Here is a 25,365-nt window from a genome sequence, read left to right as displayed (position 1 = left end):
ACGGGCCGGAGCGGGCCAGGTAGGGCTCTCGCTCCGCTGGTCGGATCCACGGGATTCCCGTGCCGTCTCGTCCCGGCTCAGTGCCCGCGCGTCGCCCGGTGCTTGATCCAGCGACGCTTGACCGAACGCAGTTCGTGCCAGATCCAGCCGCCGCCGCGTTCGCGGCCGGTGCGGACGTAATACAGCACATTCGGGTTGTTCATGGCGAGCTCGAGCCGGCGGGCGGCCTCGCGCGAGCCGGCGATCAACAGCCGGTCACCGACCTCGAGCTGGTAGGCGGTGGTGGGGAGGATCTCGCTGTCGTCGCCGCGCAGCACCATCAGCACCAGCGCGTTGGCCGGCTTCTCATAGTCGTAGGGGTCGACCAACAGGTGGCCGACGTTGACCCAGTGCCGATGGGTGATCGCGTCCACTACCGCACCGGCGTGCTCGGTGTCGATGGTGACGCCCCACAGTTCGGGCACGTAGCCGGCGTTGAGGTACGACAACGCCTGCGCCAGCTCGGCGCTCCACTTCTCCGACGCCCCCCGGATCTCGTAGCGGAACCGGGCCAGCAGCGGGGTGGTGATCAGGGCCAGGAACTCCCGGGCGACGATGCGGCTGGGCTGCATGCACAGGTCGTCGTGGAACGCTTCGAACAGGCTCGTGTTGCTGATCTGGTTCTGCCGGGTGACGACGAAGATGTCGGGCTTGAGGTCGCGGGCGAGCAGTGCGATGGCCAGGTTCTTCAGGTCGCTGGCGTTGCCGGCCACGATTCCGACGGCATTCTCGATGCCGGCCTGGCGCAGGCTCGCCGACTCGGTGCCGGTGCCCTCGATGTCGACTCCCTCCTCGCCGTAGTGCAGCTTGTCGATCACCGTGACCTCGTTGCCGGCCCGGGTCAGCGCCTCCTTGACGCCGTGCCCGAAGCGGCCGTAGCCGCACATGATCCAGTGCCCTCGCGGGGGGTGGTGCAGCTCCGGCAGGTCGTCGCCGGGAAAGCCGGTCAGGATCTGTCCCATCCGGTACCGCTCGGGGCGCGCCACCGCGAGGGCCAGGTACGTCGAGAAGCGTTCGAACGGGTTGGTCACCATGTCGCCGCCGAAGGCGCCCATCGAGTGGTCGGTGTTGGCGTCGCCGACCCGGGCCATCACCGGCAGGCCCGGCCGGAGCAGCCGGGCGGTGACGGCGATCGCCCGGTTGGCGGCGTCGTCCACGGCCAGGGCCATCACGCCGCGGCAGTGCGGGGAGAGCAGTCCGGCGCCGGTCAAATTGCCGGGCTGGGACGCGTCCGCGATCACCGTCGGCGGGTCGGCCTGGAAACCTTCCAGCTTGATCTGCTCGATCCGGCTGGCGTCGGAGTCGATCACCACGAACCGCAGCCCGAGCCGGTCGAGGCCGTGACAGACCAGGGTGCCGGTCTCGCCGACCCCGCACACGATGTAGAACGGCTCGCGCAGGTTGCGGATGCGGCGCGCGTACCGGCCTTGGCGCAGCGCGTTCTGGAAGGCCGGCTCCTGCAGCAGGCCCACGACGGTCACGACCGCGTACGACCAGCCGGTCACCGTCAGGTAGATGGACAGCGTCATCCACATCCGCTGGATCGGCGAGTAGGGGTGCGGCAGCTCACCGAAGCCGATCGTGGTGGCGGTGTAGCTGATGACGTAGAAGGCGTTGAACAGGCCCATGCCCGGCGTGGGGTTGCCGGCGTCGTCCTGGCCGGGCACGATCGCCAGGCCGAACACGCTGACCGTGTAGAGCATGATGACCAGCACCAGCGGCACCCGCATCCGCCGCAGGAACAGGTACATGACGTCGTTCATGGCGCCCTTCGGATCGCCTAGCGGCGCGCGGTGATGATTTCGGAGATCATCAGCACCACCGAGATCAGGTTCGCCAACAGCGCCCCGCCCGACATCGACACGACCAGCGCCATGTCGGCCGGGGTCAGGCCGCCCGGCGACGTGGCCGCCCAGGTCCAGATGACCGCGCCGGCGATCAGCTGGACGTCGGCGACGAGCGAGGTGGCCAGATGGACGGCCCCGAGCTGGGTGCGGTCGCCGAACTTGAGCACGGTGGCGATCAGGCTGACCACGATCGCCCCGGCCAGCTCCCACACGTTGTGCAACTCGATGCGATCCATCTCGCCGGTCCAGAACCCGAAGTTGAGGCTCGCGGCGAGCGTGATGAAGAAGCCGAAGATGACCTTTTCCGAGTTCATGGGTCCTCCCTGAGGGTTGAGCACACTCTATGGCCCCACACTGGAGCAGTGGACCTGCTGACAACGCTACTCGTCGGCGTGCCTGCCCAGGTCGCGGTGTTCGCGCTGGTGCCGCTCGCCTGGTGGTTGCAGGCGTCCCGGCCCGATGGGTCCTTCCTGCGCTGGCTCGGGTTCACCCCCGTGACCGACGGCCGTGACCCCCTGGTGCTGGCGGCAACGGTGGTCTGCGGTCTCGGCTTCTTCGGTGGGGCGTTGATCGGCGGGACGGGCCCCTGGACGTCGACCGGCTCCGGCCTGGCCGTGGTGCTGGCCGTCGCAGTGACTGCTGTGTTCCAGACGGCACTGGCCGAGGAGCTGTTCTTCCGCGGCTTCCTGCTGCGCTGGCTGGGTGAGCGCCGGTCCGGACCGTTGGTGGCCAACGTCCTCCAGGCGCTGGCCTGCGGCGTGCTGCGGCTGGTGATGCACTGGCTGTTCGTCGATCGCGAGCCGGCGGCCGCGCTCGTCGCGATGGTGCTCGGTGTCGGCTCGGCCTTCCTGGCCGGCTGGCTGCGGCAGCGCACCGGGTCGCTGCTGCTGTCCTGGGCCGCCCACGGCGCCGGCAACCTGCTCGCCGGCCTGGTCGCTCTGGTGCTGCGGTGAGCCGGGTCGAGCCCGACCGGGAGGTGCGCGGCGCGTTCCTGGTGCGCACCGGTGCCACCCAGCAGTCCTGGGTGGATCCCGACGATCCGCTGCGGCTGGAGTTCGAGTACGTGCAGCGGATCTCCGAGGTGCTGCGGGCAACGGTGTTGCGGCGTCCGGCCGAACCACGTCAGCGGGTGGTGCACCTGGGTGGCGGCGGCATGACGCTGCCGCGCTGGGTGGCGGCCGTGCGGCCCGGGACGGCGCAGGTGGTCTGCGAACCGGACGCCGAGTTGCTCGCCGAGGTGCGCCGCAAGCTGCCGCTGGAGAAGCGGTCGGGCATCAAGGTGCGCGAGACCGACGGCCGCAGCGGCGTGGCGGCCATGCCCGACAGCTACGCCGACGCCCTCGTAGTGGACGCCTTCGACGGCCTGCACGTGCCCGGGTCGCTGGCCACCGCGGAGTTCTTCGCCGACGCGGCCCGGGTGTTGCGCGCCGACGGGGTGCTGGTGATGAACCTTGCCGACGAGGCGCCGTTCGTTTGGTCCCGCAGCTGCCTGGCGGGCCTCGCCACGTCCCTGCGGCACGTGCTGGTGACCGCGGAGACCGCGGTGTGGAAGGGACGCCGCTACGGCAACCTGGTGGCGGTGGCGTCCCGGACGCCGCTGCCGGTGGCCGAGCTGGAGAACTCCGCCCGGCTGGCCCTGTTCGGCTACCGCGCCCTGGCCGGGGCGCCGTTGCGTCGCTGGCTCGGCGCGGCGGAGCCCTTCACCGACGACGCCCCCCGCGATTCGCACGCACCCGCGAACGGGCGCAGCTGGTACACCTGACGAGCCCGGCCGATGTCACCGGGCCGGTGATTTGTTGCCGCCGGTGCGCGTCTCCACAATGGGCGGGTGAGGGAGACAGATACGTTGACCCGTCCGGCGCCGCCGCCGGACGAGCAGCCGCGCCGCCGGCGCGGTGGTTGGCTCACCGTGCTCGGCGTGCTGATGCTGGTGACCGGAATGACCTTCCTCGGGCTGTAGTCTGGGACGCCTACTTCAATCCGGTTATGGACACCAAGGCCGCTCAACAGCGCGTCGACGAGGTGAGGAAGCAGTGGGGGGAGGGCCGCACCCCGTCGTCCAAGATCCCCGACAACGCGGTCGCCCTGCTGCGCATCCCCGAGTTCGGCGACGACGTCGAGGTCGCCGTGATGACCGGCACCAGCGAGGACGCCCTCAACGCAGGAGTCGGCTGGTTCGACCACACGGCGGCCCCCGGGGCGATCGGCAATTTCGCCGTCGCCGGGCACCGCGGGGCGTCCGGACCCTTCGTGCAGCTGCTCGATCTCAAACCCGGCGCACGAGTCGTGGTCGAGACCCGGAAGAAGATCTTCATCTGCGCCCTCACCAGCTCGGCCAAGGACCTGACCGTCGACAAGTCCGAGACCTGGGTGATCGATCCGGTGCCCACCCCGCCCGGCACCGAGCGGGAGGCGCCCGAGCCCACCCAGGCGCTGATCACGCTCGTCACCTGCCGCAACTTCTTCCACTCACCCGAGCGCTCGATCGCGTTCGGCGAGCTGATCGAGACCCTCACCAAGTGAGTGCCCTGGCGCGTCTAGGGTGAGGGCCATGGCGGATCGTGACGAACTGATCGAACAGACGAAGGCGCTGGCGGTGGTGCGTGGCCGGGTCACGCTCACCTCGGGCACGAAGGCCGACTACTACGTCGACATGCGGCGGGTGACGCTGAACGGGGCTGCCGCCCCGCTGGTCGGCCGGGTGATGAACGACCTGGTCGCCGACTGGGAGTTCGACGTCGTCGGCGGCATGACGATGGGCGCCGACCCGGTGGCCACCGCCATGATGCACGCCCGCGCCGCCGCCGGTGGCCGGTTGGACGCCATCGTCATCCGCAAGCAGGCGAAGGCGCACGGCATGCAACGCCGGATCGAGGGGGCTTCGGTCGACGGACGCCGGGTGCTGGTCGTCGAGGACACCTCCACCACCGGCGGTTCGCCTCTGGAGGCCGTGGAGGCCGTCCGAGCCGAGGGCGGCGAAGTGGTGGGTGTCGCGGTGATCGTCGACCGGGGCACCGGTGCGGCCGAACGGATCGAGGCCGAGGCGGGCGTGCCCTACCGCTACGCCCTCGACCTGGTCGACCTCGACCTGGCCTGAGCCGCCGGGCGCTGCGGCCGTTCGCCGGCGCTCCCCGTACCCGGAACGCGAGTCGGTGTGCGGCGTACCCGGCGCTCGATCGGCGTCCCCGGGACATCCCCGGACAGGCGTGCGCGCACGTCTCGCGGCAATGACGTGGTGAACGGTTAGGCTGGCCGCGAACCTTTCCACGACAAGGAGTTGCCCATGGAAGGCATTTTGTGGTTCCTGGTGATCCTGGTGGTCATCGCCGTTCTGATCGGCCTGTACGCGGTGTCGCTGTACAACGGCTTCCAGCGCGACCGGAACATGATCCAGGAATCCTGGCGTCAGATCGACGTCGAACTGAACCGCCGCTACGACCTGATCCCCCGACTGGTGGAAACGGTGCGCGCCTACGCCGCCCACGAGCGGAACACCCTCGAGGGCGTGACCCGGATGCGCAATCAGGCGGCCGCGCTCGCCCAGCAGGGCGGCACCGCCGAGCAGCGGGCCCAGGCCGAGGAGCAGCTCTCCGCGGCGGTTCGCAACCTGATCGTCAGCGTCGAGGCGTACCCCCAGTTGCAGAGCAACCAGAACTTCCTCGAACTGCAGCGTGAACTGGTCGAGACCGAGGACCGGATCGCCGCCGGACGCCGTTTCTACAACGCCAATGTGCGCAACTACAACACCAAGGTCGACTCGTTCCCGTCCAACATCCTGGCCGGCATGTACAAGTTCGAGAAGGCGACCTACTTCGAGGTCAACGATGCCGAGGTGCGCCGCGCTCCCGACGTGAACTTCGGCGAGATCAGTTACCGCGGCGACTCGGCACAGTCGCCCGCCGAACCGACCAACGCCCAGTTGAACGCCGCGCCCACGTCGTCCAGCGACCTGCCGAACCCCCAGGCCTACCAGGGCCAGAATTACTCCGCGCCGGCGCCCGGCGAGTTCAACCAGGGCCAGCAGCCGCAGTACGACCAGCAGCCCCAGCAGTACGGCCAGCAGCCACAGCAGTACGGCCAGCAGCCGCAGCAGTACGGCCAGCAGCCGCAGCAGTACGGCCAGCCCGGGCAGCAGCCGCAGCAGGGCCAGGGCAACCAGCCGCAGCAGGGCGGCTACACCCCGCCTCAGACCTGACCCGCACAGCACAGACGGCCCCGGAGAGTTCCGGGGCCGTCGTCATGTGCGGGGGCGGGGCAGCCGTGGTCAGTCGGCCGCCGCCTCCTTCTTGAGCTTGTGCCGCTCACGCAGGTACTCCACCAGCATCGGAACCACCGAGATCAGCACGATGATCACCAGCACCAGTTCGAGGTTGTGGCTGATGAACGGAATCGTGCCGAGGAAGTAGCCGAGCACCGTCAGCCCCGCGGCCCAGATCACCGCACCCACACCCGTCCAGGTGATGAAGCGGCGGAAGTCCATCCGGCCGATGCCCGCGATCAGGGTGATGAACGTGCGTGCGAACGGCACGAACCGGGCCAGCACCAGTGCGCGCGGGCCGTACCTCTCCATCAGCGCGTGGGTCTGGTCCACCCGCTTGGGATCGAAGACCCTGCCCCAGAAGCCTTCGCGGGGTTTGAAGATGGCCGGCCCGATCCACCTGCCGACGTAGTAGCCGAACACGTTGCCCAGCACGGCCGCGACCATCAGCACCAGGCACGACACCACCAGCACCATCGGCTGGCTCATGCCGGGGAAGGTGATGGCGGGCGGGGTCAGGGCGACGAACATGCCCACGGTGAACAGCAGGGAGTCGCCGGGCAGGATCGGAAAGATCGAGCACTCGATGATCAGGATGAGCGCCACTCCCCACAATGCCCAGTTGCCCAGGGCGTGGATGAGGTACTCCGGATCCATCCAGTCGGGTAGCAGGAGTGGCACGAGCAGCGAAAGCAGGGTCACGGTCAGCCAGGATACCGTGGGGCCTCGTGCAGCCAGAAGCGCAGGGGTATCGGACGGCTCGGTCGACGTCGCCCGGACCGGAGGCCCAGCCGTCGGGTGGCTCCGCGACGTCAATCGACCCGTCGCTCGACGACCCTTCCCTCGACGACCCCACCGGCCCGCCGGACGTGGGGGTGGGCCCGCATCCGCAACCCTGGCCGCAGGATGCGCGGCTGGATCCCGACCTGCTCGCCCACGGCGACCGCCGCAACGTGGCCGACCGCTACCGCTACTGGCGGCTGGACGCCATCGTCGCCGACCTCGACACCCGGCGACACCCGCTCGAGGTGGCGATCCAGAACTGGGAGCACGACTTCAACATCGGTTCCATCGTGCGTACGGCCAACGCGTTCAACGTCTCCAAGGTGCACATCCTCGGGCGTCGGCGTTGGAACCGCCGCGGGGCGATGGTCACCGACCGCTACCTGCACGTCGAGCACCACGCCGACGTCGCCGGTTTCCTGGCCGTTCTGGAGGCCGACGCGCTCACCCCGGTCGGGGTGGACAACCTGCCCGGCTCGGTCCCGCTCGAGACCGCCGAGTTGCCGCAGCGGTGCTGCCTGGTGTTCGGTTCCGAGGGCCCGGGGCTCACCGACGAGGTGATCGCCGGTTGTGAGTCCCTGGTCGCGATCACCCAGTACGGCTCGACCCGATCGCTCAACGCGGGTGCGGCGGCCGCGATCGCGATGTACCACTGGAGCCTGCGCTGGGGCGGCCGGGGAACCGTCGCCACTACCATGGCGCCGTGAACGGAGTCGCCGAGTACGTGGTGTTCTACGCGCCCCAGGCCGTCCAGGCCAAGGTGGCGCGCTGGCGCTCGATGCTGATCCAGCGACTCATCTCCACCGCCGTCTCGACGGCCATCGGTGGGGCGGTGTGGTACTTCTTCGCCGACCAGGTGGGCGCCTTCGGGCCGTGGCTGGTCGGCTCCGCGCTGGTGATCGGCCTGGTGTGGGTGATCGTGTCGGTGACCGGCCTGCTGATGGCGCGCGGCGACGCCAAGGACGTCGTGACCGGTCCGGCCTTCGCCACCACTCCTGCTGGGGTCTGGGTGGCCGGCCTGTGGTTGTCGTGGCCCGAGATCGGCGCCTTCCGCGCCACGCCGTCCAGGCTCGGTCGGTCGCCTCGGCTCAGGGTCGAAGGCCGGGACGGGCGTTCGGCGTCCGTCCCGATGGACTACCTGACCGCGCTGCCGGCCAACATCGACTCCGCTGTGCGCGCACTCTCGGGCGGGCGGCACTGGATCGACCTGTCCCGACTGGACGACTGAGCCGCGCGGGCGTGTCCGCCCGGTGGCGTCCGAGCATGCCGAATGGGGGTGCGCCGACCGGACCGCTCTGAAAGACTGGGGGTGTCATCGCCGGCCCCACCGGCAACGGTGCGGCCACGAACCCGATTGAGGAGCGCAGGATGCCCATCGCAACACCCGAGAAGTACGCCGAGATGCTGGACGCCGCCAAGGCCGGCTCGTTCGCCTACCCGGCGATCAACATCACCTCATCGCAGTCGCTCAACGCCGCCCTGGCCGGCTTCGCCGCCGCGGGTTCCGACGGCATCGTGCAGGTCAGCACCGGCGGCGCCGAATACGCCTCCGGCCCCACCATCAAGCACATGGTGACCGGTGCGGTCGCGCTGGCCGAGTACGCACACGTGGTGGCCAAGAACTACCCGATCAACATCGTGCTGCACACCGACCACTGCCAGAAGGAGAAGCTCGACACCTACGTCAAGCCGCTCATCGCGATCTCGCAGGAGCGCGTCGACAAGGGCCTCGAGCCGCTGTTCCAGTCGCACATGTGGGACGGCTCGGCCGTCCCCATGGAGGAGAACCTGCAGATCGCCGACGAACTGCTGGCACTGACCAGCAAGGCGCGGCAGATCCTCGAGATCGAGGTCGGCGTGGTCGGCGGCGAAGAGGACGGCGTGGCCGCCGAGATCAACGACAAGCTGTACACCACCGTCGAGGACGGCCTGCGCACCATCGAGGTGCTCGGCCTGGGCGAGAAGGGCCGCTACATCACGGCGCTCACCTTCGGCAACGTGCACGGCGTCTACAAGCCGGGGTCGGTGAAGCTGCGTCCTGAGGTGCTCAAGGAGATCCAGGACGCCGTCGGCGCCAAGTACGGCCGCGAGAAGCCGTTCGACCTGGTGTTCCACGGCGGCTCGGGATCGACCCCGCAGGAGATCAGCGACGCCGTCGACTACGGCGTGATCAAGATGAACGTCGACACCGACACCCAGTACGCGTTCACCCGGCCGGTGGCCGGCTGGATGCTGGGCAACTACGACGGCGTTCTCAAGATCGACGGCGAGGTCGGCAACAAGAAGATGTACGACCCGCGCGCCTGGGGCAAGGCCGCCGAGGCCGGCATGTCCGAGCGGGTCGTCGAGGCCTGCCAGAACCTGCGTTCGGCCGGCAAGTCGGTCGGCTGACACTCACCCGTCGACGCACCGCGAATGCCCGGGCCCGCTGGGGGCCCGGGCATTCGCGCGGTCAGCGGGTAGTGCCGCCGCGGCACCGTCCATGGCTTCGGGACAGCACCCCGGCCGACCCGGCGCGGTGGGCGCCTCAGCCAGGCTGGCTCACCAGGGGCGCGTGGTAAGCCACAGCGGCTGGTAGGGCCTGATCCGCACGGTCTCGGGCAGCAGCGAGTAGTCGTAGCCACTGATCTGCTCGGTGGCGACGTCGCCGAGCCGGTCGTGCAGCACGTAGGACGGCAGTTCGACGGCGTCCTCGCTGAAGTTGTAGACCTCGATCAGCGTGCCCTCGGGGTGGTCACGGGTCAGCACCAGCACCCGCGCGTCGGGGCTCGGCAGGACCCGCGACTCCACCGCGGCGTGTAGCTGCGGCAGCCGGCGCCGGACGCCGACGGTGTGCCGCAGGCCGGCCAGCACCTGGCCGGACGGGCCGGCGGGGTTGGCCCCCGCGGCCTCGACCTCGGCCCAGTCCATCCGGGGACGGTGCACCCACCGGTTGTCGCCGGCGTGGTCGGCGTCCTGCAGGTAGGAGTGGTCGTTGAGCATGCCGATCTCGTCGCCCATGTAGAGCAGCGGGACGCCGCCGAAACCCAGGACGAAGGTGTGCAGCAGGTTGATCCGCGCGATCGCGTCGGCCAACTGGCCCGCGTCGTCGTGCTCGATGGCTGCCTCCAGGCCGGCCAGGCTGGCCAGCGACCCGCTGATCCGGCGGTCCCCGGTGACCGGGTTGTGCTGGAAGACCAGCCCGCGGGCGAACGATCCCGGATAGTCGCCGGCGTAGAACTCCGACAGGAACGCGCGATGGCTGCGGCCCTCCAGGTAGGCGCCCCGGGCGTCGGCGTCGCCGATCGCCCAGCCGATGTCGTCGTGACAGCGTGCGTAGGTGGCCCAGGTCGTTGAGGGCGGCTTCGCCGGGAAGTTCGACAGCGCCACCTCGAACAGCCGGGTGTGCCGCGAGGCGAGCGCACCCCACAGTTGCACCATGACCGAGTTGTGGTACGCCAGGTCGGACACCTTGCCGTAGTGCTCGCCCTGGCCCAGGTAGGCGATCAGGTCCTGCGGGCCGACGATCGCCTCGGCCTTCAGGGCCACACCGGGCGCGACGATCCGCAACACCGCCCGCAACGCCTGGGTCAGGTCGTGCACAGGGGGCTCGTTCTGGCAGTCGGTGCCGAGTTCCTTCCAGATGAAGGCGATCGCGTCCAGCCGGAGCACCTCGACGCCCTGGTTCGCCAGGAACAGGACGATGTCGGCGAACTCGGCGAAGACGTCCGGATTGGCCCAGTTGAGATCCCACTGGAACGAGTTGAACGTCGTCCACACCCAGCCCTGCACCTCGTCGTCCCAGGTGAAGTTGCCCGGGGCGAAGTCGGGGAAGACCTCGGGCAGGGTGCGCTCGAAGGCGTCGGGTTCGGTGCGATCGGGGTAGATGTGGAAGTAGTCGCGGTAGGTCTGCTCGCCGGCGCGGGCCCTCGCCGCCCACTCGTGCTCGCGGGCGACGTGGTTGAGCACCAGGTCGATCACCAGCGAGATGCCGTCGTTGCGCAGGGTGGCGGCGAGATCGGCCAGGTCGTCCATGGTGCCCAGTCGCGGATCGACCGACCGGTAGTCGGCGACCGCGTAGCCGCCGTCGCTGTCGCCCTCGCGCGGCTTCAGCAGCGGCATCAGGTGCAGGTAGCTGACCCCGAGCGACTTGAGGTGGCCGATCCGTTCGGCCACCCCGGCCAGCGAACCGGCGAAGCGGTCGGCGTAGCACACGTAGCCGATCGTGTCCGGTTTCTGCAGCCAGTCGGGAGTGAGCAGCCGGGCATCGTCGAGCACCCGCAGGTCACCGGGCCGGGCGGCGAACGCGGTGCGCATCAGGCCGGTCAGCCGCTCGAACAGTGCCGGGGCGGCGTCACCGTAGGCGCCCTGCAGGCCCGCCAGTAGTTCGGGTCCGTACCGGTCAAGGCGCAGGCGGAAGGTGGTGTCGTCGTCGACCATGGCTGCAGCATAGGAGGATCGCTCGCCAAACTCACATCGGCGGCAGCGCCACCTCGACGGGGGTCGGACGCCGTCTGCTGAGCGGCGGTTCGTGCTCGGGGACGCCGACCCGGACGACGGCTGCGACCCGACCCGGGGCGTCCGACTCGGCGACCAGGCGGGCCATGTCATCGCGGGTCGCCGGGCAGGCGGTCAGGTGCGGCAGCGACTGCAACCGCAGCCCGTGCCTGATGGCCTGGAGCCCCAGCCGCAGCAACGCTCCGCCCAGGACGCCGAGCCGGACCGGCCCACCGCGGCCCTCGTCGTCGACCAGTGCGGCCAGGGTGCCCACACCCCGCGGATGGCCGCCGAGCACGTCCCCCATCGCCTCGGCCACGGTGCCGCCGGCAGCGAGGAATAGCGAGGCACGCCACGGTGGCAGCCCGAGGGCCTCGGGCTCGATGCCGTCGTCGGCGCCGGGCCGGACCCAGGCGCGCAACTCGCGGCGGGGCTCCGGGGTGCCGAACAGCCAGCGGTGCGCCTGCTCGGCCAGGGCGTCCGCCCGGGCATGTTCCCACGCCAGCACCCGGACGCCGGCCGGCAGCTCCGCAGCGCGGGCCAGCTCGGCCACCTCGTGCAGGCTCGGGTAGGGGGTGGCGAAGCGCCCGGTGCCGCTGACCCTGTTGCGCAGTTCCTCCGCCGTGTAGCGCGGGGCGCGGGGGCGGCCGGGCCGCAACACCGCGAAGCGGTGACGCGCCGGGTCGTAGGACGATTCGACGGTCACGCCGACGGCGTTCTCGGCGGCGGCGAGCACCAGCGCCTCGACGAAGGCGCCGAGGCTCAGCCACAGCTGGTCCCCGTCGGGATCGAGCACGGACAGGGTGCGGGCGGGATCCCAGCAGACTTCGAGATGCTCGACGCCGCGGCGCAGGACGACCGGTTGGCTGTTGAGCAGGCTGGGCGCGCGCCGAGCCGTGGGCTCGGACGCCAGGACGTCGTCGACCCAGGTCACCGCGCCAGTATGCGGCTGCGGTGGCATGACGGTGAAGGGCGTGCGGGTGGCCGGGTGGTCCGACCCTTGACTGCCGGTGGGCGCGGCTGGTTATGGGCCGGCCCGAAATTGGGACTGTCCCCATTAGGGGCCGGCCTGAAATGGGGACAGTCCCCATTAGGGTGGCGCCATGGCCCACCTTCCATTCGCCGACCCCGACGCCCGTCCCACCCTGCTGCCCGACGATCCGGCGGCCAGTGCGCCCTCGGACGCGGACCCGTTGGAGGTCGCCGCCGAGTATCCCGGGTCGAGCCTGGCCTGGGCGGTGCTGGCCGAGCGTGCGCTGGCGTCCGGTGACCGCGCCGGGGTGCTGTCCGGCTACGCCTTCGCCCGCACCGGCTACCACCGGGGACTGGACGCCCTGCGCCGCAACGGATGGCGTGGCTCGGGCCCGGTGCCCTGGGAGCATGAGCCGAACCAGGGCTTTCTGCGCGCCGTCTGGGCGTTGGCGCAGGCCGCGAAGTCGATCGGTGAGGACGCCGAGTACGACCGCTGCGCCCAGTTGCTGATCGACTCCTCGCCGACCGGCTATGCCGAACTCACCCGGCGCTCGGACGGCTGACCGCCATCCCTGCCGAGGACCTTCGGCGCGCCGCACCCTGCTGATCGGGCTCGTCCAACACCTTCTGATGGAGCCGCCACGACCTCTTCGGCGCTCACCGGGGGGCTTGCGGTTCTCAGCAACGCCCACTGTTCTCGGGAACGCCGACTGCTTTCGTGTCACAACACGAAAGCAGTCACGGTTCCTGCCAGTAGTCGGCGTTGCTGAGAACGCCGGGCCCCCCTCCAGCTGGGGAGACCGCGACCATCGGCGGCCCGGCTGGATCGGACGCCCGCGCGGCCACCGACGGGATCGGCCAGCCACCCCGAACGGGCTCCGTTAGGCTGACCCGCGTCAGGGTCCGGGTGCGGGCCGTACCGAAGGCGGAGGGATCACCGGATGCCGGGCATCGTGGTCGTCGGAGCGCAATGGGGCGACGAGGGCAAGGGCAAGGCCACCGACCAGTTGGGTGACCGGGTCGACTTCACCGTCCGCTATTCCGGCGGCAACAACGCGGGCCACACCCTGGTCGTCGGTGGCGAGAAGTACGCCCTGCACCTGCTGCCCTCGGGCATCCTCAGCCCGAACAGCGTGCCCGTGATCGGCAACGGTGTGGTGATCGACCTCGACGTGTTGTTCGACGAGATCGACGGGCTGGCCGCTCGCGGGGTGGACGCCGCCCGCAAGCTGCTGGTCTCCAGCAACGCGCACCTGATCACGCCCTTCCACCAGACCATCGACAAGGTGTCGGAGCGCTTCCTCGGCAAGCGCAAGATCGGCACCACCGGACGTGGGGTCGGCCCGGCCTACTCCGACAAGGTCAACCGGCTCGGCATCCGGGTGCAGGACCTGTTCGACGAGGAGATGCTGCGGGCCAAGGTCGAGGCGTCGCTGTGGCAGAAGAACCACCTGCTGGTGAAGGTGTACAACCAGCGCGCGATCGACCCCGACCAGATCGCCGACCGGCTGCTCGGGCACGCCGAACGTCTCCGGCCGATGGTCTGCGACACCTCGCGGGTGCTCAACGACGCGCTGAACGCCGACCATGTGGTGCTGTTCGAGGGTGCCCAGGCCCACCACCTGGACGTCGACCACGGCACCTACCCCTACGTCACCTCGTCCAACCCGATCGCGGCCGGCGCCTGCATCGGCGCCGGCGTCGGACCGACCCGCATCGACCGGGTGGTGGGCATCGCCAAGGCGTACACCACCCGCGTCGGCGAGGGCCCGTTCCCCACCGAACTGCTGGACGCCGACGGCGACAAGCTGCGCAACGACGGCGCCGAGTTCGGCACGACCACCGGGCGCAAGCGTCGCTGCGGCTGGTACGACGCGCTGGTGGTCGAGGCGGCGGCGTCCGCGAACGCGTTCACCGACATCTTCCTGACCAAGCTCGACATCCTGTCCGGCTGGGAGAAGATCCCGGTCTGCGTCGCCTACGACGTGGACGGCGAACGCACCGACCGGCTGCCGATGACGCAGCACGACTTCGCCCGCGCCGTCCCGGTCTACGAGTTACTGGACGGCTGGGTCGAGGACATCTCCGGGACGCGCGACTTCGCCGACCTGCCCGCGACCTGCCAGGCGTACGTGCGCCGGCTCGAGGAGCTGTCCGGCGCACGGATCTCCGGCATCGGTGTCGGGCCGGGCCGCGAACAGGTGGTCATGCTGCACGACCTGCTCTGAGCGGGCCGGTCAGGCGTAGCGGGCGCTGACCTGCCCGCGGGCCGCCTCGAGAACGGACGCCGGGGCGCCCTGATGCTGCAGTGCCAGCAACACCGCGCCCACCACGGGCGGCACCGACACCCGGGTCGGCCGGGCCAGCGGAGCAACGGCCGCCAGGCCGCGCTCGATGCCGGTCATCAGCCGCGGATCGCCGCCCTGCAGGACGCCGCCGCCCAGCACCACCGGCACCGATGCCTCCAGCAGCCCGAGCCGTCGCAGGCACGACGCCGCCAGCGCCACCACCTCCGACGCCAGTCTTCATTGTGCGACTCCCGGTTCGGTGAGGCGTCCGTCCGATGCGGCGGCGGCTGCTCACACCAACCGAGAAGAAACTATTCGGAAAGAGTCTTTCCGGTAACGATCAGGTTGCGTCGGCCGCCTGTCCCCGTTGGACGGCGGCCACCCCCGCCAACAGGACGACGCCGCCGACCAACTGCAGCGGGCCGGGCAGCTCGGCCAGCAGCAGCCAGGCCCAGCCGACAGCGAAGAGCACCTCGGTCAGGCCGACGAAGCTGGCCACCGTCGACCCCAGGTACTGGACGCCGATGAACCCGAGCGCGTAGGCGAGGGCCGCCGCGACCAGTGCGAGCTCGACCAGCGGTACCCACCACGGCAGCGTCAGGCCGACGAAGGTGACATCGGCCGCGGTCGCGTGCAGCGGCATCAGGCCGACCAGCCCGGCCACCACGATCGCCGCGGTGCCGATACCTAGCCCGACCGAGACGAACGTCAAGGGAGGAAGCCGGGTCGGTTGGGCCGAGATGACGAAGTAGCTAGCCAGGCCGAACGCGGCCAGGAGCCCCCAGCCGACGCCACGCCAGTCGAGGCCGGCCATGCCGCCCGGGTCGAGGACGATCACCAACCCGGCGATCGCGATCACCACCCCGGCCAGCGTCAACCGACCGGGCAGCCGCCGATTCCGCAGCGCCACCCACAGCACGACGAGGACGATGCCCAGGTACTCCAGCAGCAGACCCAGCGCGACCGGCACGTACTGCACGGCGTTGAAGAAGCCCACCTGCGCCAACGCACCGCCGAAGATGCCGTAGCCGAGCAGTGGCCGCCAGTGCGCCGCCAACAGCCCCCACCGGCCCTGCAGGGCGACCAGGCCCGGGCCCAGCAGCACCAGCGCCGCCAGTCCGAGGCGGACCGCGACGACTGCCCCCGCGCTCCAGCCGGCGGCCAGCAGTGGCTTGGCGAACGCGCCGGAGGTGGCGAAGGCGCAGGCCGAGGCGATGGCTGCCGTCCAGCCCACCATCGCCGAAGAACCGCGTAACTCGGCGGCTACCGCCAGCTCGGCCATGATGGCTCCTGTAATGAGTGATGCGTTGGTATGGTCATGACATCCTAGATCGGCGTCAGGAGTCAACATGCAGTTCACTCATGACGCGAGACTGTCCCTGCAGGCACTCGCGGCCCTGGTCAACAGCCGGCGTCCCGACACGCTGACCACCCTCGGCGACCTCGACGAGTTGTGCCGACGCTGGCAGTGGTCGGGTGGTCGCACCCACGACCGGGCCGAGCTCGACGGCGTCCGGGCCGTGCGGGGGCGGCTGGCCGGCTTCTGGTCGGGCGACGAGGCCTCCGTGGTCGTGCTGATCAACGATCTGCTGCGTGAGGGTGGGGCGCTGCCGCAACTGGTCCGGCACGACGGCTTCGACTGGCACATTCACGCCACCGATCCGGACGCCCCGCTGCACGTGCGGATGACCGTCGAGTACGCCATGGCGATGATCGACGTGGTGCGGGCCGGTGACCTGGACCGGATGCGCCGCTGCGCGGCGCCGGACTGCGAGGACGTGCTGGTCGACCTGAGCCGCAACCGGTCGCGGTTGTTCTGCGGTCCGACCTGCGGCAACCGGGTCAACGTGGCCTCGTACCGCGCCCGGCGCCGGTCCGGGGGCTGACGCGGCCGCGTCCGTTCCGCTTCCGTGCGGCGCCGTCCTGGGGCAGCATGAGAGACATGACACAGTACGACGCCCGCTGGTTCTCCGGTCAGGCGGCGACCTGGGACGATGATCGGCGCAAGGTCGAGCGGGCACGTCAGGCGGCGAAGGCGATCGCCGACGAGATCCCGCTCGACCCCTCCTGGACCGTGCTCGACTACGGAGCGGGCACCGGGTTGCTGGCCTTCGCGCTGGCGGATCGGGTGGGTGAGATCGTCCTGATGGACTCGGCCGAGGGCATGGTCGAGGTGGCCCGCCGCCGGATCGCCGAGTGCGGCCGGCCGGGGATCAGGGCCGAGCGGCACGACCTCACGCGGGCTCCGTTGCCGGCCGGGGAGCAGTTCGACCTGGTGATCAGCATGATGGTCCTGCACCACGTCGAAGACGTCCCGCTGCTGCTGAAGCGACTGTTCGCGGCGACCGCCGAGGGCGGCTGGTTCGCGGCGCTCGACCTCGAACCCGAGCAGGGCGAATACCACGACGCCGACTTCACCGGTCACCACGGGTTCAGCCGCGGCGCCCTGCGGCGGGCGCTCGCCGGCGCCGGCTTCGGGCACCTCACCGTCCGCAAGGTGCTCGAGATCGAGAAGGAGGTCCAGGGCGTCCCGCGCAAGTTCGGGGTGTTCCTGGCCACCGCCCGCAAGGACGCCGAGCGCCCCGTCCCGGTGGGCTGACCGGCGTCGTCGCGACGACCCGGACCTCGGGGGACCTGGACCGCGGGCCCGGTGGCCGTGAGCACCGGAAAGGGGCGCGCGTTCCACGACCGAAGCGCTCCTGACCCGCGGACGCCGGAACACTAGGCTGAGCAGGTGCACACCCAGCAACTCTCCGTCCTGGTCGTCGGCAACGGTGGTCGCGAACACGCGCTGGCGTTGGCGCTCGCCGACGACCCGTCCGTGACCCGCCTGTTCTGTGCTCCGGGCAATCCTGGGACCGCCACCGTGGCCACCAACCATCCGCTGGCCATCGACGATCCCAAGGCGGTGGTCACCCTCGCCCGCCGGCTCCGGGTCGATCTGGTGGTGATCGGCCCCGAGGCGCCGCTGGTCGCGGGGGTGGCGGACGCCGTCCGTGGCGCCGGCATCGCCTGCTTCGGTCCTTCGAAGGCCGCCGCCCGGCTGGAGGGCTCGAAGGCGTTCGCCAAGGAGGTGATGACCGCGGCCGGCGTTCCCACGGCCAGGTCGCGCTTCTGCGAGACCCTCGCCGAGGTCGAGCAGGCACTCGACCATTTCGGTGCACCGCACGTGGTGAAGGACGACGGCCTCGCCGCGGGCAAGGGAGTGATCGTCACCGACGACCGCGGCGCCGCCCTCGAGCACGCCGCCGGCTGCCTGCCGGTCGTCGTGGAGGAGTTCCTCGACGGTCCCGAAGTGAGCCTGTTCGCGATCACCGACGGCCTGACCGCGTTGCCGCTGCAGCCCGCCCAGGATTTCAAGCGGGTCGGCGACGGCGACAGCGGACCGAACACCGGCGGCATGGGCGCCTACACCCCGCTGCCGTGGGCACCGCCCGGACTGGTCGACGAGATCATGGAGAGCGTCGTCGAGCCGACGATCGCCGAACTCGGCCGGCAGGGGACGCCGTTCGTTGGCCTGCTGTACGCCGGCCTCGCGCTGACCAGCAACGGCCTGCGCGTCGTCGAGTTCAATGTCCGCTTCGGCGACCCCGAGACCCAGGCGGTGCTGGCCGCACTCGACTCGCCGCTGGGCCAGGTCCTGTTCGCGGCCGCCACCAGCAACCTCGACGAGATCGGCGAGCTGGCCTGGAAGCCGGGCTCGGCGGTGGTCGTCGTGCTCGCCGCCGACGGGTACCCGGGCACCCCGGCCAAGGGCGGTGTGCTGGCGGGGGCGCGGCTTGAGGGGTCCGACGACAACGTGCACATCGTGCATGCCGGCACGGCCCGCAACGACGCCGGCGAACTGGTCGCCGCCGGCGGACGCGTGCTCGGCGTCGTCGCCCAGGCGTCCTCGCTGCGGCAGGCCAGGGCCGACGCCTACGCGGCGGTCGACGACCTGGACGTGCCAAGCCTGTTCTGCCGTCGGGACATCGCTGAGCGTGCCGAGCGCGGCGAGATCGCGGTCTCGGACGCCTACCGGGTCAACTCGACCCTCGCCCAGTACGTCGCCGACGTCGAAGAGGGTGACGCGGGGGAGTGGTGAGGCGGGTCTGGCCGGACGTCGCCTGAAAACCGTGCACTGGTCCCACCCCGAGCGGTGACGCTGAGGCGGGATCCGGCCTCCGGCCCGCGACGAGTGCACCGTTTTCAGGACGGTTCGCGGACGACCACGGTGCCGACCCGATCCTGACGACATGACACGATGAACCTATGACCGTTCCCAACGTGCTGGCCAGTCGTTACGCGTCCGAGGCGATGCGGGCGATCTGGAGCCCGGAGCACAAGATCGTCGCCGAGCGGCGGCTGTGGATCGCCGTGCTCAAGGCCCAGAAGGATCTCGGTGTCGACTTCGGCGGCGACGACCCGGCGGCGGTGATCGCCGACTACGAGCGCGTCGTCGACCAGGTCGACCTGGCGTCGATCGACGCCCGCGAACGGGTCACCCGGCACGACGTCAAGGCGCGGATCGAGGAGTTCAACGCGCTGGCCGGGCACGAGCACGTGCACAAGGGCATGACCAGCCGTGACCTCACCGAGAACATCGAGCAGTTCCAGGTGCTGAGCGGGGTCAAGCTCGTCCGGGAACGGATCGTCACCGTGCTGGTGGCGCTGGCCCGGCTCGCGGTGCAGTACCGCGACCAGCCGCTGACCGGACGCTCCCACAACGTCGCGGCGCAGCTCACCACCCTGGGCAAGCGGTTCGCGACCGCCGCCGACGAGTTGCTGGTCGCCTACGCGAGGGTCGACGAACTGGTCAACCGCTACCCGGCGCGCGGCATCAAGGGACCGATGGGCACCGCCCAGGACATGCTCGACCTGCTCGGCGGCAGTGCCAAGAAGCAGGTGGCGCTGGAGAACCAGATCGGCCAGTACCTCGGCTTCCCCCGCATCTTCACCTCGACCGGCCAGGTGTACCCGCGCTCGCTCGACTACGAGGTGCTGACCGCGCTGGTGCAGGTGGCCGCCGCACCGTCCAACCTGGCGACCACCATACGGCTGATGGCCGGCCACGAGCTGGTCACCGAGGGCTTCAAGGAGGGCCAGGTCGGCAGCTCGGCGATGCCGCACAAGATGAACACCCGCTCGTGCGAGCGGGTCAACGGGCTCAGCGTCGTGCTGCGCGGCTACGCGACGATGGTCGGCGAACTCGCCGGCGACCAGTGGAACGAGGGGGACGTGTCCTGCTCGGTGGTGCGTCGGGTGGCGCTGCCGGACGCCTTCTACGCACTGGACGGGCTGTTCGAGACGTTCCTGACGGTGCTGTCCGAGTTCGGCGCGTTCCCGGCGGTCATTGAGGCCGAACTTGCCCGGTACCTGCCGTTCCTGACCACCACCAAGGTGCTGATGGCAGCCGTCCGGGCCGGGGTCGGACGCGAGGCGGCGCACGAGGCGATCAAGGAGCATGCGGTGGCCGTGGCGCTCGACCTGCGCCGCGGCGTCCGCACCAACGACCTGCTCGACCGGTTGGCGGCGGACGAACGGCTCGGGCTGAGCCGCGAGCAGCTGGACGCCACCCAGGCCGACCCGCTGGAGCTGACCGGCTCCGCCCGTGACCAGGTCGATGATGTCGCTGACAAGGTGAAACGGATCGCCAAGCTGTACCCGGGCGCCGCCGGGTACGTGCCGGGCGCGGTGCTCTGAAACAGGCCCGCCGGGCGTGGGGCCCGGGAAGGGCCCGTGAGCGTCAGCCCTTGACGACGATCTTCGCGTCGACGTCCGGTAGTTCGACGTAGGTCTGTCCCGGTGCCATCACCAGCGGTGCGCCCGAATCGAGGGTGAACTCGAACGGCTCGGTGGTGTCGCCCTTGTGCCAGGTGCCGGTCACGTACCGGCCGCCGTTGAAGTAGTGGAACTTTCCGGAGCCGTCGATGATCGCGTGCATCGGCTCGTCGTGGCCGCTGCCGGAGAAGATCTTGTCGTAGTACTGCCGCGCCCGGATCACCAGCACGTTGTCCGGGGCGACCCGGACGCCGTCGCTGGTCACGTGCGGACCCCAGGGCATGCTGCGCAACCAGGTCTTCGAGTCGGCGTCCCAGGCGTAGCTCATCTCGTAGCTATCGGCCTTGTGCCACGGCACCCGGATGCGGGTCGCCTGCTGTCCGTCCACGGTGCTCGCCGTCGAGGCGTCGCCGAAGGGGAAGTAGAGCTGCGGCGGGCCGTCGCGGAACTTTTTGGTCTGCTTGGCCAGCACGGCCGGGTGGCACACCACCGCCCGGTCGTAGTACGTCGTGCCGTTGAGTACCCGGACCCGGCTCGGGTCGATCGAGTACGAGCCGGTGCCGCGGGTGTTCATGTACGACAACATGCCCTCGATGTACGAGCCGTTGTGCTTGGCGTAGCGCTTCACCCAGCCGGTGGCGCCGGTGTTGCCGATGATGGCGTGCATCGGCGAGAGCAGCGCGATGTCGACGGGCCTGATCGAGCGCACCGGGCCCACCGCGTCCGGCATCTTCGAGTGGAAGACCGGCACCAGCCGGGTGCCGCTGTCACCGGTGGCCTCGTCGACGTAGCCGTCCAGTTCGACGAAGACGATGTCGGCCTTCTCGATGCCGCGTTGCGGGTGTTCGTTCCTATTGTCCGGGACCTTGACCGCGACTGCGGCGTGCGCCGCCTTCGACTCGTCGCTGAGCAGCCGGCCCGACAGCGGCCAGCGCGGTCGGGTGTCGACCGACGGAGTGGGCGTGGGGGTCGGGCTCGGTGAGCCGGGCGGGGAGGTGTCGGGTGAGGACGAGGTGGTGGGTTGGCCGGTGCATCCGACCACAGCTGCCCCGGTGCCGAGCAGCCCGATGAGCGCCGTGCGACGGCTCAGATCGCGCATGCCTCACAAGGTACAGGCCGAGTCCCGGCCGACGTGGACGACACTGGCATCATGGGCGAAGCGCCTGTTCGGCGTCTGCGCGAGCCAGAGGGGGACCGGTGCCGGAGCCGACGTGGACCGAGCGGCTGGTGCCTGGGCGGCACGGTGAGGTCCGGGTCCGCGAGTACCTGCCGGCCGGCGCCGTGGCCGGGCCGCGACTGGTCTGGGTGCACGGCGGCGGGTGGGTGGTCGGCACCCTCGACGAACCCGAAGCCCATCTGGTGTCGCTGCGGGTGGCCGCGGCCGGCTTCCCGGTGACCAGTGTCGAGTACGGGCTGCTGCCGCGCTTTCCGGTCGTCGGGCCGCTGAAGCTGCGGCCGTCCCCGTTCCGCTACCCCGTCCCGCAGGACCAGGTGATGGACGCCTGGCTGGACGCCGCCCGCACCCACGGCGGCCCGCTGTGGCTGGGTGGGGCCAGTGCCGGAGCCTGTCTTGCCGCGAACGTGGCGTTGCGGCTGCGGGACGGCGAGGGTCCGGCCCCGGCGGGGCTGGCGTTCCAGTACGGGTTGTTCCACGGCGTCCTGCCCGCCGCGTCGGCCGCGCTGCGCCGCCGGATGTTCGGGCTCACCGATCTGCGGGTCGGGCAGGAGATGGTGCGGCGGGCGGCGGTGAATCACGCCGGCTCGGCCGAGCACCTGACCAACCCGCACGTCTTTCCCGGCCTGGCCGACCTGCGCGGCCTGCCGCCGGTGCACCTACTGAACGCGGACCGCGACCTGCTGCGCGCGTCGGCCGAGAACTTCGCCCACCGATTGAGCGAGGCCGGCGTCCCGCACGAGGGTTGGTACGTTCCCGGAACCTCGCACGGCTTCCTCGCCAAGCCCGCCAGCCCGGCCTTCGAACTCGGCACCCGGGCGATGGCCCGGTGGCTGGGCGGCAGTCAGTTGGACGCCGGGCCACCCGGTTCGGACGAACAGGTGCGATAGCGGTTGCCCCCGCGACCGCCGAGGCCTAGCCTGAATCGGTCCGTTCGACTCGACGAAGGAGGTGCGTGGTGTCCATCACTGTCTGGGATGCGCCCGCGTCCCTATCCATTCGAGGCCCGAACCCACTGACCGCCGGCCGCTGAGCCGGCCTCCCGCACGGGCCTCCTCTTTCAGGAGAAAACCCGTTGTCAGCAGAACAACCTGCACCCGTCGACTGGGCTGCACTCAGCTATTCCGAACTCTCCGAGGATCTCGGAGACGATCAACGTTGGTCGACCTGGCGTCAGGTCGACCGGTCCTCACGCGGGCCGGAGCCCTGGCCGGACTGGCTGGTCACCTCCGAGGCCGCCCTGGACACCGAACTCGGCGTCCTCAAGACCGGCAAGGAGGCCGACGTGTTCCTGATGGAACGCGCCGTGCCGGGGGCCGAGTCCTGCCTGCTCGCCGCCAAGCGGTACCGGTCGAGCGAGCACCGGCTGTTCCACCGGGCCGACAGTTACACCGAGGGACGCCGGGGCCGTGACAGCCGCGAGAACCGGGCCGTCAGGCTCAAGTCCGCCTTCGGACGCCAGATCGAGGCGACCCGGTGGGCCGAGGCGGAGTTCGCGACGCTCAAGCGGCTGGCGGACGCCGGCGTCCGGGTGCCGTACCCGGTCCAGGTCGACGGCCGCGAGATCCTGATGGAGTTCATCGCCGACGGTGACGCGGCCGCCCCCCGGCTGGCCCAGTGCCGGCTGGCGGTCGACCAGTTGCGCTGGCTGTGGGCGCAACTGGTCGAGGCGCTGATCAGGTTCGGCGAACTCCAACTGGCGCACGGCGACCTGAGCCCGTACAACGTGCTGGTCGCCGGCGCCGACGGCCCTGAACCCGAGCTCGTGATCATCGACGTGCCGCAGGTGCTCGACCTGGTCAGCAACCCCCACGGGATCGGCCACCTCGAGCGGGACTGTCGCACGATGGCCGACTGGTTCAACCGCAAGGGTCTCGAGGTGGACGCCGGGGTGCTGATCGCCGAGGTGCTGGCCGCCGCGTGGTGAACCGGGCCCCGTCGGGACCCGGCGGGGTGGTCTCGGACGGCCCTCGGCACTGGACGTCGCATCGGAGCGCCGCCGCGATCTCCCTAGACTGTGCCGCGTGACGGACTTCGAGCTCGACCTTCCGCTGCTGCACGCCGGAAAGGTTCGGCGGCTCTACGCGCTGCCCGACTCCACGATCCTGATGGTGGCCACCGACAACATCTCGGCGTTCGACCAGGTGCTCTCGACCCCGATCCCCGACAAGGGCGCGGTGCTGAACCAGTTGTCGCTGTGGTGGTTCGATCAGCTGCGTCCCGTGGTGGCCAACCATGTGGTCAGCACCGATGTCCCGCCCAGCGTGCACGGGCGCGCGGTGGTGGTGCAGAACCTCGACATGGTTCCGGTCGAGTGCGTGGCCCGCGGGTACCTCACCGGGTCGGGTTGGGCCGAGTACCAGCGATCCGGATCGGTGTGCGGCATCCCGCTGCCACCCGGCCTGGTCGACGGATCCCGGCTGCCCGAGCCGATCTTCACCCCGGCGATCAAGGCGCCCCTGGGCGAGCACGACGAGAACGTCGACTTCGCGACCGTCGTCGAACTGCACGGCCGGCAGCTCGCCGAGCAGCTGCGCGATCTGACCCTCGAGGTGTACGGCCGGGCCGAGGGCATCGCCCGTGACCGGGGCATCATCCTGGCCGACACCAAGTTCGAGTTCGGGCGCCGTCCCGACGGCACCCTGGTGCTCGGCGACGAGGTGCTGACCCCCGACTCGTCCCGCTTCTGGGACGCCGCCGTGTGGCGTCCGGGTGCGGCGCTGCCGTCGTTCGACAAGCAGTTCGTCCGCGACTGGCTCACCCACGAATCGGGCTGGGACAAGGCGTCCGACACCCCTGCGCCGCCGCTGCCCGACCAGGTGATCGCGGCCACCAGGGCCAAGTACATCGAGGCCTACGAGCGGCTGACCGGACGCGCGTTCGCGGCCTGACGTTCCGCGGGGGCGACCGCTGGTGCCGTGCGCACCGGCTCGCTACGTTGCTGAGGGACAGCAACCGTGAGGAGAGCGATGCGCTGGGATCCGTCCGAGTACGCCCGTTACGCGGACGAACGTGCCCGCCCGTTCCACGATCTCCTCGCCCGGGTCGCCGTGCAGAACCCTCGCCGCGTGGTCGACCTGGGATGTGGCTCGGGCGTCCTGACGGCGACCCTCGCCCGTCGCTGGCCCGACGCGATCATCGAGGGACTCGACTCGTCCGAGGAGATGATCGACCGGACCCGGGCGCTGGCCAGTGCCAGGCTGCGGTTCCGGCTGGCCGACCTACACAGCTGGCAGCCACCGCTCGACCTCGACCTGCTGGTGAGCAACGCCACCCTGCAGTGGGTGCCCGACCATCGGGAACTGCTGCGGGTGTGGGCGGCCTCGCTGCGTCCCGACGCGTGGCTGGCCTTCCAGGTGCCGGCCAACTTCTCCTCACCCTCGCATGCGCTGATGCGTGAGCTGGCCGCCACCCCGCGCTGGCGCGACCGGCTGGCCGGCGTGCTACGGCACGGGGACGCCGTCGGCAGCCCCGGTCACTACGCGGCGCTGCTGCTGGGGGCCGGCCTGCGGGTCGACGTCTGGCAGACCACCTACCTGCACGTGCTGACCGGACCGGATCCGGTGTTGCACTGGGTGCGCGGCACGAGCATGCGTCCGTTGATCGAGGTGCTGGACGACGCCGAGTCCGCCGAGTTCACCGACGCCTACGCCGCCGAACTCCGCAAGGCGTACCCGCCCGGCCCGCACGGCACCATCCTGCCGTTCACCCGCACCTTCGTCGTCGCGCATCGTCCCGCGTGATCCACCTGCCGGACGCCGCGGCGCC

At 70.5% G+C, this 25,365-nt stretch carries 26 protein-coding genes and 1 pseudogene; 19 read left to right on the top strand and 8 right to left on the bottom strand.

Going from position 1 to position 25,365, the window contains the following annotated elements; translation table 11 throughout:
• Positions 1-77 precede the first annotated feature (77 nt).
• Both OIE40_RS11835 and OIE40_RS11830 read right to left on the bottom strand, forming a co-directional pair.
• Complete coding sequence (locus tag OIE40_RS11835; RefSeq protein WP_264702512.1) at positions 78-1,802, bottom strand: potassium channel family protein; 1,725 nt, start codon at positions 1,800-1,802, stop codon at positions 78-80.
• A gap of 17 nt (positions 1,803-1,819) precedes the next feature.
• Positions 1,820-2,200 (bottom strand): DUF6394 family protein, encoded by a 381-nt coding sequence (locus tag OIE40_RS11830; RefSeq protein ID WP_264702510.1) that lies wholly within the window; start codon positions 2,198-2,200, stop codon positions 1,820-1,822.
• Between the two features lie 48 nt (positions 2,201-2,248).
• On the opposite strand from OIE40_RS11830, the gene OIE40_RS11825 reads away from it, so the two are divergent.
• The 6 genes from OIE40_RS11825 to OIE40_RS11800 all read left to right on the top strand — a co-directional run bounded on the left by OIE40_RS11825 (position 2,249) and on the right by OIE40_RS11800 (position 6,081).
• Positions 2,249-2,839 carry a CPBP family intramembrane glutamic endopeptidase gene (locus tag OIE40_RS11825; protein ID WP_264702508.1) on the top strand — a complete coding sequence of 197 codons (591 nt, stop codon included), beginning with the start codon at positions 2,249-2,251 and terminating at the stop codon, positions 2,837-2,839.
• Positions 2,836-3,648, top strand: a complete 813-nt coding sequence (locus OIE40_RS11820; RefSeq protein ID WP_264702506.1) for a spermidine synthase — start codon at positions 2,836-2,838, stop codon at positions 3,646-3,648. The genes OIE40_RS11825 and OIE40_RS11820 overlap by 4 nt, the downstream gene beginning before the upstream one ends.
• A 66-nt stretch (positions 3,649-3,714) precedes the next feature.
• Positions 3,715-3,846 carry a hypothetical protein gene (locus tag OIE40_RS11815; protein ID WP_264702504.1) on the top strand — a complete coding sequence of 44 codons (132 nt, stop codon included), beginning with the start codon at positions 3,715-3,717 and terminating at the stop codon, positions 3,844-3,846.
• Positions 3,847-3,872: 26 nt separating this feature from the next.
• Positions 3,873-4,409, top strand: coding sequence for a sortase domain-containing protein (locus tag OIE40_RS11810; protein WP_264702503.1), 537 nt, complete (start codon positions 3,873-3,875; stop codon positions 4,407-4,409).
• 28 nt (positions 4,410-4,437) lie between these two features.
• On the top strand, positions 4,438-4,983 hold the full coding sequence (gene pyrE, locus OIE40_RS11805; protein ID WP_264702501.1) for an orotate phosphoribosyltransferase: 546 nt from the start codon (positions 4,438-4,440) through the stop codon (positions 4,981-4,983).
• Positions 4,984-5,169: 186 nt separating this feature from the next.
• The gene (locus OIE40_RS11800) at positions 5,170-6,081 is read left to right on the top strand and encodes a LemA family protein (protein WP_264702499.1); all 912 of its coding nucleotides are present in this window, start codon (positions 5,170-5,172) and stop codon (positions 6,079-6,081) included.
• 69 nt (positions 6,082-6,150) lie between these two features.
• On the opposite strand, the gene OIE40_RS11795 is transcribed toward OIE40_RS11800, so the two are convergent.
• Positions 6,151-6,846, bottom strand: coding sequence for a DedA family protein (locus OIE40_RS11795; protein ID WP_264702497.1), 696 nt, complete (start codon positions 6,844-6,846; stop codon positions 6,151-6,153).
• Between the two features lie 167 nt (positions 6,847-7,013).
• On the opposite strand from OIE40_RS11795, the gene OIE40_RS11790 reads away from it, so the two are divergent.
• The 3 genes from OIE40_RS11790 (at position 7,014) to fbaA (ending at position 9,318) form a co-directional block, all read left to right on the top strand.
• Positions 7,014-7,634, top strand: a complete 621-nt coding sequence (locus OIE40_RS11790; RefSeq protein ID WP_264702884.1) for a TrmH family RNA methyltransferase — start codon at positions 7,014-7,016, stop codon at positions 7,632-7,634.
• On the top strand, positions 7,631-8,155 hold the full coding sequence (locus OIE40_RS11785; RefSeq protein WP_264702495.1) for a hypothetical protein: 525 nt from the start codon (positions 7,631-7,633) through the stop codon (positions 8,153-8,155). Before OIE40_RS11790 ends, OIE40_RS11785 begins: the two co-directional genes overlap by 4 nt.
• Before the next feature lie 140 nt (positions 8,156-8,295).
• Positions 8,296-9,318, top strand: coding sequence for a class II fructose-bisphosphate aldolase (gene fbaA / locus OIE40_RS11780; protein ID WP_264702493.1), 1,023 nt, complete (start codon positions 8,296-8,298; stop codon positions 9,316-9,318).
• Between the two features lie 150 nt (positions 9,319-9,468).
• On the opposite strand, the gene OIE40_RS11775 is transcribed toward fbaA, so the two are convergent.
• Positions 9,469-11,346, bottom strand: coding sequence for an amylosucrase (locus tag OIE40_RS11775; RefSeq protein ID WP_264702491.1), 1,878 nt, complete (start codon positions 11,344-11,346; stop codon positions 9,469-9,471).
• A 31-nt stretch (positions 11,347-11,377) separates the two neighbouring features.
• The gene (locus OIE40_RS11770; protein WP_264702489.1) at positions 11,378-12,337 is read right to left on the bottom strand and encodes a nitroreductase family protein; all 960 of its coding nucleotides are present in this window, start codon (positions 12,335-12,337) and stop codon (positions 11,378-11,380) included.
• 169 nt (positions 12,338-12,506) lie between these two features.
• On the opposite strand from OIE40_RS11770, the gene OIE40_RS11765 reads away from it, so the two are divergent.
• On the top strand, positions 12,507-12,938 hold the full coding sequence (locus OIE40_RS11765; RefSeq protein ID WP_264702487.1) for a DUF3151 domain-containing protein: 432 nt from the start codon (positions 12,507-12,509) through the stop codon (positions 12,936-12,938).
• Between the two features lie 378 nt (positions 12,939-13,316).
• Positions 13,317-14,603, top strand: coding sequence for an adenylosuccinate synthase (locus OIE40_RS11760; protein WP_264702485.1), 1,287 nt, complete (start codon positions 13,317-13,319; stop codon positions 14,601-14,603).
• 9 nt (positions 14,604-14,612) lie between these two features.
• Here the strand turns inward: OIE40_RS11760 and OIE40_RS11755 are convergent, their stop codons facing one another.
• The gene (locus OIE40_RS11755; protein ID WP_264702484.1) at positions 14,613-14,885 is read right to left on the bottom strand and encodes a hypothetical protein; all 273 of its coding nucleotides are present in this window, start codon (positions 14,883-14,885) and stop codon (positions 14,613-14,615) included.
• A 118-nt stretch (positions 14,886-15,003) separates the two neighbouring features.
• Positions 15,004-15,945: an EamA family transporter gene (locus OIE40_RS11750; protein ID WP_264702482.1), complete on the bottom strand. Its 942-nt coding sequence runs from the start codon at positions 15,943-15,945 to the stop codon at positions 15,004-15,006.
• A gap of 67 nt (positions 15,946-16,012) precedes the next feature.
• Between OIE40_RS11750 and OIE40_RS11745 the strand changes: the two genes are divergently transcribed.
• The 4 genes from OIE40_RS11745 (at position 16,013) to purB (ending at position 20,345) form a co-directional block, all read left to right on the top strand.
• Positions 16,013-16,549, top strand: coding sequence for a CGNR zinc finger domain-containing protein (locus OIE40_RS11745; protein WP_264702481.1), 537 nt, complete (start codon positions 16,013-16,015; stop codon positions 16,547-16,549).
• 56 nt (positions 16,550-16,605) lie between these two features.
• Complete coding sequence (locus OIE40_RS11740) at positions 16,606-17,262, top strand: class I SAM-dependent DNA methyltransferase (protein WP_264702479.1); 657 nt, start codon at positions 16,606-16,608, stop codon at positions 17,260-17,262.
• Positions 17,263-17,397: 135 nt separating this feature from the next.
• Entirely contained in the window at positions 17,398-18,747 is a 1,350-nt protein-coding gene (gene purD / locus OIE40_RS11735; RefSeq protein ID WP_264702477.1) for a phosphoribosylamine--glycine ligase, read from the top strand.
• A gap of 167 nt (positions 18,748-18,914) precedes the next feature.
• Positions 18,915-20,345 (top strand): adenylosuccinate lyase, encoded by a 1,431-nt coding sequence (purB, locus tag OIE40_RS11730; protein ID WP_264702475.1) that lies wholly within the window; start codon positions 18,915-18,917, stop codon positions 20,343-20,345.
• Positions 20,346-20,388: 43 nt separating this feature from the next.
• Here the strand turns inward: purB and OIE40_RS11725 are convergent, their stop codons facing one another.
• Positions 20,389-21,522, bottom strand: coding sequence for a DUF3048 domain-containing protein (locus tag OIE40_RS11725; RefSeq protein WP_264702473.1), 1,134 nt, complete (start codon positions 21,520-21,522; stop codon positions 20,389-20,391).
• Between the two features lie 98 nt (positions 21,523-21,620).
• Between OIE40_RS11725 and OIE40_RS11720 the strand changes: the two genes are divergently transcribed.
• The 4 genes and pseudogenes from OIE40_RS11720 (at position 21,621) to OIE40_RS11705 (ending at position 25,340) form a co-directional block, all read left to right on the top strand.
• Positions 21,621-22,487: an alpha/beta hydrolase gene (locus OIE40_RS11720; protein ID WP_264702471.1), complete on the top strand. Its 867-nt coding sequence runs from the start codon at positions 21,621-21,623 to the stop codon at positions 22,485-22,487.
• A 185-nt stretch (positions 22,488-22,672) separates the two neighbouring features.
• Entirely contained in the window at positions 22,673-23,524 is an 852-nt protein-coding gene (locus OIE40_RS11715) for a serine protein kinase RIO (protein ID WP_264702470.1), read from the top strand.
• 97 nt (positions 23,525-23,621) lie between these two features.
• Positions 23,622-24,470 (top strand): annotated as a pseudogene (locus OIE40_RS11710) (phosphoribosylaminoimidazolesuccinocarboxamide synthase); the annotation flags it as partial.
• A gap of 96 nt (positions 24,471-24,566) precedes the next feature.
• Entirely contained in the window at positions 24,567-25,340 is a 774-nt protein-coding gene (locus OIE40_RS11705) for a trans-aconitate 2-methyltransferase (RefSeq protein WP_264702469.1), read from the top strand.
• The last annotated feature ends 25 nt before the right edge of the window (positions 25,341-25,365 follow it).

Origin of the sequence: Micropruina sonneratiae, assembly GCF_025972045.1 — a bacterium.
Classification (GTDB): Bacteria; Actinomycetota; Actinomycetes; order Propionibacteriales; family Propionibacteriaceae; genus Micropruina; species Micropruina sonneratiae.
This window is presented reverse-complemented; position numbering and strand designations above follow the sequence as displayed.